Consider the following 12,975-nt stretch of genomic DNA (forward strand, 5'->3'; position numbering starts at 1 on the left):
TGTCACTCAAACCCACTTAAAATGATTCTAACAAATCCGCTGCCCTACAGCAAGGCTGAGGTTTGGCGCGGTGACACGCCTGCAGGCGCCCATCTCCGTACCTCCGGGGAGGATGAACCGCTGAGACGCCGGAGCAGATGAGGAGGAGGGAAGCCAGCAACCCGGCAAGGGGCAACATCGAGAAGAGCGCCCGGCAGCAGTGTGACCAGCCGGGCGCTCTGTGAGCTAATAAGCGCGGGCAAAGTAGGCCATAGCCGTGGCCTGCTGGCCGCAGATGATGCAGGGGCCGTGCTCGCCGGGGTGGGGCTGATCCAGCGGGAAGCAGCGCGAGACAAGTTGATGATCTTCTTTGATCTTTTCCTCGCAAGCCCTGTCGCCGCAGAACCAGGTGAGCGCCCAGCCGCCGCTTTCCACGATCTCGCCGAAACGCCCGTAATCCCCCGCAACCTCGAACAGGTTGGAGTCGCGGAACTCGGTCGCCTGGCGGAGCATGTTAGCCTGGATATCTTCCAGCAGCGCCCGGACACTTTCCACCAGTCCAGCCTGTGGGACAAACTGCTTGCCCGCTTTGCCGGGCACATCGCGCCGGGCCAGGGCGACGGTTTGCTGTTGCACGTCACGGGGGCCAACTTCCAGCCGGACGGGGACGCCGCGCATCTCCCAGTCGTTGAATTTGAAGCCAGGGGTCTGGTCGTCGCGGTCGTCCACATGGACACGGATGCCCGCATCCTTGAGGTCGGCTTTGAGTCGCCAGACGGTCTCCATCACCGGGGCAATCTCAGCTTCCTGGCGGTAGATCGGCACGATCACGACCTGGATAGGGGCCATGCGCGGTGGCAGCCGCAGGCCCTTGTCGTCGCCATGGACCATGACGATTGCGCCGATCATGCGCGTGCTGACGCCCCAGCTGGTTGTCCAGCAATACTGCAATTCGTTATTGACATCCAGATACTGGATATTGAAGGCTTTAGCGAAGTTCTGGCCCAGGTTATGGCTGGTGCCGGCCTGCAGGGCGCGTTTATCGCCCATCATTGCTTCAATGGCGTAGCTGTGCAGGGCGCCGGCGAATTTCTCCTGGTTGCTCTTGCGGCCCTTGATGACCGGGATAGCGGCGTCGTTGACAGCGAAATCGGCATAGAGATCGAGGATGCGCAGGGTTTCCTCTTCCGCTTCCTCATAGGTAGCATGGGCGGTATGGCCTTCCTGCCACAGAAACTCCATTGTGCGCAGGAAGAGCCGCGTGCGCATCTCCCAGCGGACGACATTGGCCCACTGATTGATCAGCACAGGCAGGTCGCGGTAGGACTGGATCCATTTGGCATAGGCCCAGCCGATGATCGTCTCCGAGGTCGGGCGCACAATCAGCGGTTCCTCCAGCTCCTTGCCGCCACCGATGGTGACTACGGCCAGCTCCGGCGAAAAGCCTTCCACGTGTTCGGCTTCTTTCTTCAGGAAGCTTTCCGGGATGAACAGGGGGAAGTAAGCGTTCTGATGGCCGGTTTCCTTGAAGCGGCGATCCAGCCCGCTGCGGACGGCCTCCCAGAGTTCATAGCCGTAAGGCAGGATGATCATGCAACCCCGCACCGGGGCGTAATCAGCCAGGCGGGCCATTTGCACCACATCGGTGTACCAGCGGCTGTAATCCTCGCTGCGGGGGGTAACGCCTTTCTCGGATGCCATAAAGACGGAAACTCCTTTGATGTACGGTGATGGGCAGGATGGCGACAGGCAGCCCCTTATTCGCGCCGCCCGGCGGCCTGGGCCGAATAGCGGGCGTAGGCTTGCCGGAAGGCCGCGTCAAGTTGCTGATGGTAAACCTGGATCAGCAATTTCGCCAGTGGCAGCTCGGTCTGTTCCCGGACAAAAGCCAGTTGCGTGGCCTGGTCCCATTGCTCCCACATTTCACGGAAGGATGGCTGGCGCAGCAGGGGGATGATCAGGGGCACGACCACGCTCTTCTGGAGCCGGGCCAGGTCGGCAGGATCAAGCGAGCGCTTGAACCACAGATAAGTCGGCACGAAGACAGAGTCGATGAGATGGCCGAGATCGGCCAGGCTGACCCCCAGGCGGTGAAAATGCTCGCGGAAGCCATCGTCCTGCCAGAGCGTATCCAGGATGAAGCTTGCTGCTTTGGTGTAGGCGCTCATTGGCTGTTGCCTGCCCATCCACGGCGATACTGTCACGGGGCGGGGCCGCACGCTGGCGTGCCTTCCGCCGTCTTTATTGTGCCATATTTCACCGCGGGCCGCCCGCGCGCCAGCCTGACCTGCCTTAGCGCTGTCCCTGAACCTGGGGCAGGACCGTGGCAGCAAACGCCTCCAGCCGGTCGATGTCGTCCTGGTCGAGCCACTGGAGCATCACGCGCTGGACGCCCGCCTCTGCCAGGCGGCCAAGCTGCTCAACAACCGCGCCCGGCGTGCCCACGATGATCCCGCGCGCGATGAGATCGTCGATGTCGCGATTCTGGAGTGCAGGCAGGGCGTGAAGCTCGGCCTCATGCCGGCCAAACTGGATGTTTGTCATCAGCGAACGGCGCACCTCATTCGGCGCACGACCGACAGTCTGGAGCAGTTCGTCCAGCCGGGCATTGAGTTCGGCAAAGCGCCCGGCGGGGAGGTAGACGCCGTTCCATTCGTCCGCATAGCGGGCGACCAGGGGTAGTGTTCGCTGCGGGCCGTTGCCGCCGATCAGGATCGGCGGGCCGCCGGGCCGCGCCGGGCGCGGCAACAGGATTGCCTCCTGCAGGCGGTAGTAAGCCCCGGAAAAGGTCACCCGTTCTTTGCTGCGCAGCAGGCCGTTGATCACCTGCAGGGCTTCCTCAAAGCGGGCAAAGCGCGCCTCCACGTCAAGCAGGTCATAGCCAAACATGGTGTGCTCGCGCTCTTGCCAGCCCGCGCCGACACCCAGGGTGAGCCGTCCACCGCTCAGATCATCCACCTGCGCGGCGATCCGGGCGGTGAAGACCGGATTGCGGAAGGAGACCGGCGAAACCAGCGGGCCGAATTCGATCCGGCTGGTGTGGCTGGCCAGCCAGGTCAGCGAGACCCATAGTTCCAGCGAGTCCTTCTCTGGTGGGTTGGCGTTGGTGAAGTGGTCGGAACGGTACAGCCCGACAAAACCCAGATCTTCAACAGCGCGGGCTAGATGCTTCCAGCGTGGCCAGTTCAGGCCGTCCTGCCCCTCAATCATGATCGCCAGTTCAAGCATGGTCTTGCTCCTTGTCTGCCTCCGTGTGGCCATTCAGGACGGCAACGGCTGCTGCTGGCCCGTCCACGCATTGCCAGAGGCGCATGTCCTTGTCGCGGATATATTCGCCGTTCCCGTAGAACTGACGCAGCAATGCTCCCCAGCTTTCCCCGACCAGGATCAGCGGGCGGACAGCAATCTCGCCGACCTGCATCAGGCTCCAGGCCAGCGATACCTCGCTCAGGGTGCCGATCCCGCCGCGCAGGGCGATCAGCGCGTCGCTGAAGGTGATCAGGTGGATCAATCGCTCGCGCAAAGTAGGGAAGCGGATCTCCTCGCGGACCCAGGGGTTGGGGTGGATGGTACGTGCTTCCCAGCGGTTGAGCCGATCGGTGGTCACGCCAATGACATGCCCGCCGGCTTCTGCCGCGCCGCGGCTAACGGCTTCCATCGTGCCACTATAGCCGCCGCTGGCGACGGTGTAACCGGCTTCCGCCAGCAATCGCCCGAGGGTGTACGCTTCCTGGTAGGCCGGGGAGCCGGGTGCGGGCGCCGATCCCCCCAGTACGCTGACGATACCTGCCTGCCTCATACTGCTGTCTGTCCTTCCTGTAGGATGGTAGCGCGGATCACGTTTGCCTGGCGGGTCAGCGGCCTGTTTGTGTCGGCACAGCGGCGCGGATAGCCTGCGCCAGCAGAGCGACGACCTGCTGCATTTCCGCTTCAGTGATGATGGCTGGCGGGCCGATCATGACACAGTCGCCGCTGGCGCCGTCAACAGCGCCCTGGGCCGGGTAGAGCATCAGTCCCAGTTCGCGGGCGGCATCGAAGACACGCCCGGCAACGCCCAGTCTGGACGGGAAAGGCGCGTGTGTGGCTTTGTCCGCTACGAATTCGACGCCCCACATCAGGCCCAGGCCGCGTACGTCGCCGACTCCGGGCAGATGGTCCAGCGCCTCATGCAGCATCTCGCCGAGGATGACACCCTTGCGCGCTGCGGCAGCAACCAGATCGTGCTCCTGCAGGTAGCGCAGGGTGGCCAGACCGGCGGCGGCGCCGACCGGGTGGTGGGAGAACGTGCCGGCATGGGCGATGTCCTGCCGGGCGGCGACCAGTTCCTCAACCAGCGCGCCGCTGACGGCCAGCACCGACAGGGGGAAGACCCCGCCTGCCAGCCCCTTGCCCATCGTCAGGATGTCCGGGGTGAAGTTGAAGTGCTCAAAAGCACACCAGCGACCCGTCCGCCCGAACCCGCACATCACTTCGTCAGCGATGAGCAGGATGCCGTAGCGGTCGCAAATCTCGCGGATGTGCGGCCAGTATTCCGGTGGCGGGACGGTAGCGCCGAGCGCCGCGCCGGAGACCGGCTCGGCAATGAAGGCGGCGACTCGCTCCGGCCCGTGTTCTACGATGGTGGCTTCCAGCAGGTCGGCGCAGGCGATGCCACAGGTGGGGTAAGTCTTGCCCAGCGGGCAGCGGTAGCAGGTCGGCGGCTCAATATGCGGCATGTCCGGCATCATGGGGCGGAAGCGTTCCCGCGCGGCCAGCCGCCCGCCGACCGCCAGCGTGCCCAGCGTGGTGCCGTGATAGGAGCGCCAGCGGCCGATAATGAGATAGCGATCCGGGTGGCCACGGATGAGCTGGAGCTGGCGGGCCAGCTTGATCGCGCCCTCGTTGGCTTCGCTGCCGGTGGTCAGCGGGAAGAAGCGCACACCGGGCAGAGGGATGACTTCAGCCAGTGCGGCAGCGTATTCCTCCAGCACGGGGGTGGTGAATTTCTCCGCGTGCACGTAGGCAATCTGTGCTGCCTGTTCGGCGATGGCGCGGGCGATGGCCTGCACGCCGTGCCCGGTATTGACCACGATGGCCCCACCAGCGGCATCAAGATAGCGGCGGCCAGCGTCATCGATCAGGGTGATGCCTTCGCCGTGCACGACAGTCGGATAGGTGTGCCACATGCGGCGGTAAAGGACATGGCCGTCAGGGTGTTGTGGACTCATGGGTGGTTCCGCGTCCTGCGACACAGAGAAGGGACGCCGTACTCCTTTCCTGGTATTACAGCATACACCTGTTGCAGAGGTCTGGCCGGTGATTCCTGCAGCGGCCCGGAATCATGGACTCTGACCGGCGCTCGCAGCGGGGAGGGTCAGCAGGAGCTGCTCCTCTGAGGGTACGTAGCCGCCCGTGCCGCGCGCCAGGCCCGACCCGGCGGCGAGCACGTCCAGGTACGGAATCAGGTGGTCACCGGGGCATTCGGTCTCCGGGTTGAATTCGCTGTGCCCGGCCAGATGAGTCAGGCCGAGTATCGCTGCCAGCCACTGCACCAGCAGCAGTGTGTTGGCCAGTTGCGACACGGTCGGTTCGGTCTCTTCAAAGTTGCCCAGCAGGCACACGCCGACGCTGCCCGTGTTATACCCTGCCACATGTGTGCCGCGCACATCCAGCGGACGCCCGGCGTAGATCATTCCTTCCCGACCGACGAAGAAGTGATAGGCGACATCGGCCCAGCCGCGTTCCTCGCGGTGACGGCGCTGGATGTACAGCAGCGTGTCAATGTCGTCACGGCCATAGTTGGCTGAGTGATGGATGACCACAGTCCGGTATACCGCGCGTAAATCGCCCTCATAGACGCGCCAGCCCTCTGGATTGTCCAGGCTGTAGAACCCTGGCTCATTGGGGGCGTTGTGATCCGGCGGCAGCGCGCCCCATTGGGCGCGTGGGACGATCGGCGGCGGGATCAGGGCCGCGGGCGGCGGGGTTGGGGAGGTGGGCAGCGCCACCAGCTGGCGCGCAGCGCGTAGCAAAAGCAACAGCAAGGCCCCGCCAGCGCCTCCGGCGACTGTCAGCCCGCCGAGGCCCAGCAGAGCCAGCATCGCCCGCCGTGAAAGTCCCGTTTGTTGCCGCGGCATGGTTTTCCCGTTGCAGGGGGGCTGCGCCTAGGCGCGGTAGAGGCCGGTCGGGTCCAGCTCTTCGCGCATGATGCGCAATTCTTCCAGCGTAGGCGGCTCCACCGTGGCCAGTTCCGGAGCGACGCGCAGGTCCCAGCCCACTCCAGCGCGGACATCATCGATCGTCACGCCGGGGTATAACCCGGCCAGGCGCATCTCCCCGCTCTCCGGATCAAAGTCGAGCACGGCTTTGTCAGTAATCACTGCCTGCGGGCCGTCGCCGGGCATGCCCAGCGCCACCCGCTCAGCGCGCCCGCTCAGGAAGCCAGGGCTGGTCAGGAAGTCCACCTTCTCCACAAACGTGCGTTTGCTCAGGCGGGTGATATTCAGGATACGGCGGGCGTTGATGGCGATCTCACAGGCGCCGCCGCTGCCGGGCAGACGCACTTTGGGATGGGCGTAGTCCGTGCCGACGATGGTGCTGTTCAGGTTGCCAAAGCGGTCGATCTGGGCCGCGCCGAGCATGGCCACGTCGACCAGGCCTCCCTGCAGGTAGTACATGAACAGGTCGGCCATGGGCATCACCGCCGCCGCGCCGCTGACCAGCGTGGGATCGCCAATGGAAAGCGGCAGGCGGGCCGGTTGTGCACCGTAGACGCCCGATTCGTAGATCAGGGCCAGGCCGGGGTTGGTGGTGCGGATGGCCAGGTTGCAGGCGATGTTGGGGATGCCAACCCCGACAAAAGCCGTCTGTGCGCCGGCCAGGTGCCGGGCAGCGACGGCGATCATCATCTCGGAAGCGGTATAGGCTTGGTCAGTCATTGGTCACGATCCTCAGCCAGGACTGGCCCGCCCGAAAGGGGGCGGGGTTACTCCCCGCGCAGGCGGGAATTCAGGTCTTCGGTATCCTCCGGGGGGAACTTTAGCGTCTCCTGCTCATCCACACTGAAGCGTAACTCGATCTCCGTACGGGGCGGCTGCTCGATCGTGGCGAACAGTTCACGCCCCTGCTCATCGGGTACGCTCACCCACAGGTAGCGTCCGTTGGCCAGCGCCGCCAGAAACTCGGCGGTGGCGTCTGTTTCCGCCGGGAGCCAGCGCCCACGCCAGACGACCGGCCAGCGGGTTGGGTTTTGCACATAACCCACCAGGCGGTTCTGCCAGGTGATCGGGTAACGGTCGGTGGTCATGCCCCCTGGCTCCTTTCGGTCAGGCATACACGCCGTAGTTGACCGGCTCACTGGGCGCCTGGCCAGGGCGCAGTCTGGCCAGCGTTTCTTCGCCCAGCTTCTTCAGGTAGGCAGCCCGATCCGGCACGCCGTAGACCCATTCCTCCAGCCAGCGGTTGGTTGCCTCAATGTCTTTGGAAAGCTCGCCCCATTCCAGGTAGAAAGCGTTGTCGCGGTCGTAGTAACCCTGCACGTAGGAGGGGTGAGCGCCGTACGGCTCGACGACAATCGCATCGACGATCAGGCCGGGAATCAGCGTGCGGTTGGGGTCGGAGCGAATGATGCGCTCATCTACGACCTCTTCCACCACAACGATCACCTTTTCGGCGGCGAAGGCGACCTCTTTTTGCATCCCCACCAGACCCCAGACCTGGGTGTTGCCGCTGGCGTCGCAACGCGGCGCGTGAAGGATGGCGACATCCGGGTTGAGTGGCGGCACAACGGAGATCACCTCGCCATCGGCGTAGGGACTCTGCACGGTCCTGATGGCCGGGTTGTGGGCGGGCAGGTCGCTGCCGCTATTGCTGCGCAGCGGGAAGAACGGCAGCCGTGCTGCCCCGGCAATATAGCGCCCGATCATGCCGAAATGGGTGTATTCCTCGATCTCCAGCGGGGCGGGGATGCCCTGTTCCACGGCGCGGCGGATGGCGTACAGGGAGCCAACGCCAGGGTTGCCCAGGTAGCTGAAGATCAGCTTGCGGGCAGTACCCGCGGCGACCATCTGGTCGTAGATCAGATCGGGCGTCATACGGCAGAGGGTCAGATCGCGGCGGCCCTGGCGGATGATCTCGTGGGCGGCGGCGAAACAGATCAGCCCGGTGAAGCCCTCGATAGCCAGCGTTGCGCCATCATGGACAAATTCCTGAATGGCTTCCTTCATGCTGATGATCTTGTTCATGGCGGTTCCTTGCGTGCCGGCTCTGGATGGCAGCCACCAGGCCGGCAATGCCCCATGCAGTGTACATCTTATTGCTTTAACACAAAAATCGCCCATCCGGAAGGGCTTTGGCCACGCATCCGGCGGACCAGCGCGGGGAAGAGCAGCAGGCCGGGGTGTCCCGGCCCGCCGCCAGAACTGCCGCCTTAGCCGATGATGCGTGTGCGGCTCTGCTCCCGACCATACTGGGGGACGGTGTAGTAGGAGCCGATAGCCTTGCCTGTGGAGCCGCTGGCTTTCCAGCCGCCGAAGGCCTGAATGCCCGGCCAGGCGCCGGTGGTCGCCCCGGCGGCGCGGTTAACGTACACGACACCGGCCTCGATGTGGTCAAAGAAGTACTGGATCTCGGCTTCGTCCTTGCTGAAGAAACCGGCGGTCAGGCCGTATTCGGTATCGTTGGCCTTGCGCAGGGCTTCCTCCAGGGTCTTGAAGGTGCCAACGTACAGGATTGGCAGGAACATCTCATGCTTGACCAGTTCGTGATCTTCCGGCACGCCGGTGAAGATGGTCGGTTCCACATAGTAGCCTTTGGCGAAGGGGCCGTCGGTCAGGACATTGCCACCGTAGAGAATCTGGCCGTCAGCGCGGGCCTTGGCAACATAGCGCTTGTAGTCTTCGTAGGCGTTGCTGTTGACGACCGGCCCCATGAAGGTGCGGCGGTCGCGCGGGTCGCCGACGACGACTACCCGCTGCGTGGTTTCCAGTAGCCTGGCGATGAAAGCATCCTTGACTTCTTCCTGAACATACACCCGCGAGCAGGCCGAGCACTTCTGCCCGTCCAGGCCAAAGGCGGCGCGGACGACGCCCATGGCTGCTATGTCCAGATCCGCCGAGGCGGTGACGATGGCCGGGTTCTTGCCGCCCATCTCCACGATGACCGGCTTGGGGTAGGTCTTGGCGAACTTCTTGTAGACCATGTTATAGCCGACATCGTAGCTGCCGGTGAAGGTGATGCCGTCAACGCCGGGGTTATCGATCAACTCCGCCCCAACGGAGCCACCGCCGCCAGTTACATAGTTGAGGGCGCCCTTTGGCAGGCCGCCTTCCAGGAACAACTCGGTGACTTTGACGCCGACCAGCGGGGTATCGGACGAGTACTTCCACACAACCGTGTTGCCCATCAACAGGGCCGCCGCCGCCGGATTGACCGCCAGGGCCATCGGGAAGTTGAAGGGTGAGATCACGGCCCAGACGCCATACGGGCGCAGTACGCTGAAGTTGACATCCTTCTTGGGGTCGTAGGAGCCAAGCGGCTTGACGTAGCCGTTGTTTTCCCGCATCTGTTTGACATTCCAACGGATCAGGTCAGCCGACTCTTCGACCTCGCCCAGGGCCTCGATGCGGCTCTTGCCCATCTCCATGACCATCACCGCCGCTAGATCGTAGACGCGGGCGCTGATCAGTTCGGCGATCCGTTCCAGGATGGCGCAGCGTTCTTCCCAGGGCGTGGCGCTCCAGGCGGGGTAGGCAGCGCGGGCGGCAGCGATGGCGTCCTGGGCATCTTCGCGGGTGCCGCGCTGGAAGTGGCCGACGACAATATCGGTGTCGATCGGGCTGCGCGATTCGAAGGTAGGACGGCCTGTCCGCCGTTCAGCCCCGATGAACTGCGGATGTATCCTGCCGAACTCGGCGCTCAGGCGCTCGACAGCTTTTTCGAACTCGATGTGCAACTCCTCGTTGTCGGCGGAAAGGGTCGTGTAGGTGATCTTCTGCCTGGCCATAAATCTCTTCTCCTTGGTAGACGGACGGGACTCAAGCCATATGGCCGGCGGAGAGGCGCTACGCGCCGCGTCATCCGCCCGCCCGGTGAACAGGATCATGGTTCTGACCATGCCCGATTATGCAACATACACAAGCGTAATGCAATCAAAGTCGGCGGAATCGCACCGCAGAAAAACCCTGTACCGGCGCACAGCTTTGTGCTATAGTGAGGACATGTGGGCGCGTAGCTCAACGGCAGAGCAGGGGCCTTTTAAGCCTTTGGTTGGGGGTTCGAATCCCTCCGCGCTCATCACCATGACCAGCCAACCGGCTGGTTTTTTATTCGGTAGCGGCGGAGACCCGGGGGCGGCGATGAGCGAAGCAGCAACCTGCCCGGAATGCGGGGCGCGCTGGCAGGATGGTATCACCTGTTGGGAGCACTTTGAGCGGATGCTGGCGCGGGAGTTCGAAGACCCGGCTGGAGCCGGGGCAGTGCACCATCTGACTGTGCTGTGTTATGGCATCCAGCATCCGAGCGCGTACTCTGCGCAGGGATTGGCGGAAGCAAAGACGTTGCTCGTCGCCTTTGTGGAGCGCGGCGATAGCCCGGCCAACGCGCGCCGCCGCAACCGCCAGCGTCTGGATTCAGGCCGGCGCACCTGGAAGATCGCTGGCACTGCTGCAACTTTGGAGCACGCGGTACACTGGCCGGTGACCATCGTCGATGTATCTCCCGGCGATGCTGACAACTATTGTGACCGGGTTGAACGCTGGGCGCGCTCGATCTGCCAGACACTCAGCAACACCAGTGAACGCCAGGTCCGGCGGTAGGTATGGCGAACATGGTTCCGTGGGAAGACCGTGACGCCCCGGCAGCGCCGTCTATGGCCCGCCAACCGGCTCGGCGACGACCACCAGGCGCGTGTCGTATTCCTGCCGTGCCAGGTCCCAGTCATCACAGGTGATCAGCGTCAGGCGCGGGATACCATCCTGGGCTACGTATTCGATGGCGTCGGGCGGCACCCGCACGATGGCAGTGACGCGGTAGGGATATTCCCGCTCGCCATCGAGCAGGATCACCTCATCGCCGATCTGCGCCTCAAACAGGTAGGCGAAGGGTCCCGGCTCGCCGCGCTCGTTGGTCACATGCCCGGCCAGGACGATGTTGCCACCTGGCTCGCCGATCCAGCTGGTGCCCTGCAGATGGCCGACCGAGTCGCCCAGATAGCGCGTCTCCCAGCTCTGGGCGGTGCGGGCAGCGTTGATGATGCGGGAGGTAACCAGCGCGCCGGGGAAAGTGATTGCTCGCGGTATGGCCACCGGATCGATGGTTGGCGTGGGCAGGACATCGGCGCGAGTCAGCCGTTCCGGCATGGTTGGGGTGAGGCCAGGGGCTAGTTCTGGCGGCAGGGTAGGTGTTGAGGCCGGGCGCGGGCTGAGCAGCGGCGTGCCAAGGTGCTCCCAGCCGATCACGATCAGCACAACGATCAGGGCCATCAGGGCGAGTTGCCACCAGAGGATGCGGCGGAGTCTTCGCCGCTGGTAGGGAGAGTACATGGCTGGTTTCCTGAGCCTGCTCGCAGCACGTAATGGTGATTGTAGTTCGGGCAGGCCGAAACACAACAGCTGGCTGGTCGGAATCCCCGCCTGTCACTATACTGATGGGCAACGCTGTACAGCTGAACCCTCAACCGAAGTGTAGCGGGGAGTTTGAGCCGTGGCCCTGAAAGATCTCACCCTGACCGATGTGATCGCCGCTGCTGAGACGGTGGAAGAGCTGGACATCCCGGTTATCATTGTCAATGATCTCCTGCTGCGGCTGCTGTATAACGAAGGGCAGGTCAGCCTGAGCCGGGCGACCGAAGTCATCCGTGTGCATGGCCACGTGCTTGATTCGCTGCTCCAACAGATGCAGTACGAGCATATGGTGGAGGTCGCCTCGGCGGGGGTAGTTGGCCGCATGAGCTACGTCTATTCCCTGACCGAAGAAGGACGCGCCCGCGCCCGTGAGGCGTTTGAGCGCAGCGCTTATGTCGGCCCGGCCCCCCTCTCCTTGGAGCGCTACAGCCAGGCCATTCTGATGCAGACGGAACAGGCGGAGGTCGTCCGACCGGAGACGGTCAGGCAGGCCCTGAGCGATCTGGTGCTGCCCGATAACTTCCACCGCCGGATCGGGCCGGCGATCAATGCCGGGCATTCGCTGTTTCTCTATGGCCCGCCTGGCAACGGTAAGTCGACCATTGCCGCCTCTATCGCCCGCCTGCTCAGCGGCGAAAGCCCGATCTGGCTGCCTTATGCTGTCACCGTCGCCGGGCAGATCATCACCATCTTCGATCCGCTGATCCACCGCTCAGCCTCTTTGCCGCCGGAGCGGGCCGCACTGCTGAACGTTGACCGGCGCTGGGGGCTGTTCTATCGCCCGGCGGTGACGGTGGGCGGTGAACTGACGCTGGACGCGCTGGAGTTGCGCTACGATGAGGTGGCCAAATTCTACGAAGCGCCACTACAGATGAAGGCCAACGGCGGTATGTTCCTGATCGACGACTTCGGGCGGCAGCGGATCAGCCCGGCGGCGCTACTTAACCGCTGGATTGTGCCGCTGGAATCGCGGGTGGACTACCTGCGCCTGCGCACCGGCCAGACCATGCAGGTACCCTTCCGTCAGTTCCTGGTGTTTAGCACTAACCTCGATCCCCAGGACCTGGTTGACGATGCTTTCCTGCGCCGTATCCAGGTCAAGGTGGCCGTGACCCGGCCCGATGAGCGGATGTTCTACCAGATCTTTACCCGTGTCTGTGAGCAGTTGAACCTGCCCTTTGATCGCGATTCATTTGTTCATCTGCTGCAACGCTGGTACCGCGAACCGCAACGCAAGCTGCAGGCCGTTCATCCACGGGATATCCTGAGCATTGTGGCGGCGATGTGCGAGTATGAGGGTCAGCCACGCCATATGACGCCGGAATTGATCGATGACGCGTGCGAGAGCTACTTTGTCAAGGAAGCCAGCGCCATGTAGCGGCAGAGGGCTGCTGTG

Annotated in this window: 13 protein-coding genes and 1 tRNA gene; 3 read left to right on the top strand and 11 right to left on the bottom strand. The window is 63.7% G+C overall.

Features of this window, described 5'->3' with window-relative positions; genetic code table 11:
* Window positions 1-225 precede the first annotated feature (225 nt).
* From HPY64_04360 to HPY64_04405, 10 genes are all read right to left on the bottom strand, one after another.
* Window positions 226-1,680 carry a proline--tRNA ligase gene (locus tag HPY64_04360; GenBank protein ID NPV66361.1) on the bottom strand — a complete coding sequence of 485 codons (1,455 nt, stop codon included), beginning with the start codon at window positions 1,678-1,680 and terminating at the stop codon, window positions 226-228.
* A 56-nt stretch (window positions 1,681-1,736) separates the two neighbouring features.
* Window positions 1,737-2,147, bottom strand: a complete 411-nt coding sequence (locus HPY64_04365) for a hypothetical protein (GenBank protein ID NPV66362.1) — start codon at window positions 2,145-2,147, stop codon at window positions 1,737-1,739.
* A 124-nt stretch (window positions 2,148-2,271) separates the two neighbouring features.
* Window positions 2,272-3,207: an LLM class F420-dependent oxidoreductase gene (locus HPY64_04370; protein ID NPV66363.1), complete on the bottom strand. Its 936-nt coding sequence runs from the start codon at window positions 3,205-3,207 to the stop codon at window positions 2,272-2,274.
* A complete protein-coding gene (locus HPY64_04375; protein NPV66364.1) occupies window positions 3,200-3,778 on the bottom strand; it encodes an LOG family protein in 579 nt (192 codons plus the stop codon). Before HPY64_04375 ends, HPY64_04370 begins: the two co-directional genes overlap by 8 nt.
* A 55-nt stretch (window positions 3,779-3,833) precedes the next feature.
* Window positions 3,834-5,186: an aminotransferase class III-fold pyridoxal phosphate-dependent enzyme gene (locus tag HPY64_04380; protein NPV66365.1), complete on the bottom strand. Its 1,353-nt coding sequence runs from the start codon at window positions 5,184-5,186 to the stop codon at window positions 3,834-3,836.
* Between the two features lie 111 nt (window positions 5,187-5,297).
* Window positions 5,298-6,095 carry an N-acetylmuramoyl-L-alanine amidase gene (locus HPY64_04385; GenBank protein ID NPV66366.1) on the bottom strand — a complete coding sequence of 266 codons (798 nt, stop codon included), beginning with the start codon at window positions 6,093-6,095 and terminating at the stop codon, window positions 5,298-5,300.
* A 27-nt stretch (window positions 6,096-6,122) separates the two neighbouring features.
* Window positions 6,123-6,896, bottom strand: coding sequence for a CoA-transferase subunit beta (locus tag HPY64_04390; protein ID NPV66367.1), 774 nt, complete (start codon window positions 6,894-6,896; stop codon window positions 6,123-6,125).
* Window positions 6,897-6,943: 47 nt separating this feature from the next.
* Window positions 6,944-7,264, bottom strand: a complete 321-nt coding sequence (locus HPY64_04395; protein ID NPV66368.1) for a hypothetical protein — start codon at window positions 7,262-7,264, stop codon at window positions 6,944-6,946.
* A gap of 19 nt (window positions 7,265-7,283) precedes the next feature.
* Window positions 7,284-8,201, bottom strand: coding sequence for a CoA transferase subunit A (locus HPY64_04400; GenBank protein NPV66369.1), 918 nt, complete (start codon window positions 8,199-8,201; stop codon window positions 7,284-7,286).
* A gap of 185 nt (window positions 8,202-8,386) precedes the next feature.
* Entirely contained in the window at window positions 8,387-9,961 is a 1,575-nt protein-coding gene (locus tag HPY64_04405; protein NPV66370.1) for an aldehyde dehydrogenase family protein, read from the bottom strand.
* A gap of 218 nt (window positions 9,962-10,179) precedes the next feature.
* Between HPY64_04405 and HPY64_04410 the strand changes: the two genes are divergently transcribed.
* Together HPY64_04410 and HPY64_04415 are read left to right on the top strand one after the other, a co-directional pair.
* A tRNA-Lys gene (locus tag HPY64_04410) sits at window positions 10,180-10,251 on the top strand.
* Between the two features lie 62 nt (window positions 10,252-10,313).
* Window positions 10,314-10,772 (top strand): hypothetical protein, encoded by a 459-nt coding sequence (locus HPY64_04415; GenBank protein ID NPV66371.1) that lies wholly within the window; start codon window positions 10,314-10,316, stop codon window positions 10,770-10,772.
* A 51-nt stretch (window positions 10,773-10,823) separates the two neighbouring features.
* Here HPY64_04415 and HPY64_04420 read toward each other — a convergent pair whose 3' ends face one another.
* The gene (locus tag HPY64_04420) at window positions 10,824-11,498 is read right to left on the bottom strand and encodes a class F sortase (GenBank protein NPV66372.1); all 675 of its coding nucleotides are present in this window, start codon (window positions 11,496-11,498) and stop codon (window positions 10,824-10,826) included.
* Window positions 11,499-11,658: 160 nt separating this feature from the next.
* On the opposite strand from HPY64_04420, the gene HPY64_04425 reads away from it, so the two are divergent.
* The gene (locus HPY64_04425; GenBank protein ID NPV66373.1) at window positions 11,659-12,957 is read left to right on the top strand and encodes an ATP-binding protein; all 1,299 of its coding nucleotides are present in this window, start codon (window positions 11,659-11,661) and stop codon (window positions 12,955-12,957) included.
* The last annotated feature ends 18 nt before the right edge of the window (window positions 12,958-12,975 follow it).

It is taken from the genome of Anaerolineae bacterium (assembly GCA_013178165.1).
Classification (GTDB): domain Bacteria; phylum Chloroflexota; class Anaerolineae; order Aggregatilineales; family Ch27; genus Ch27.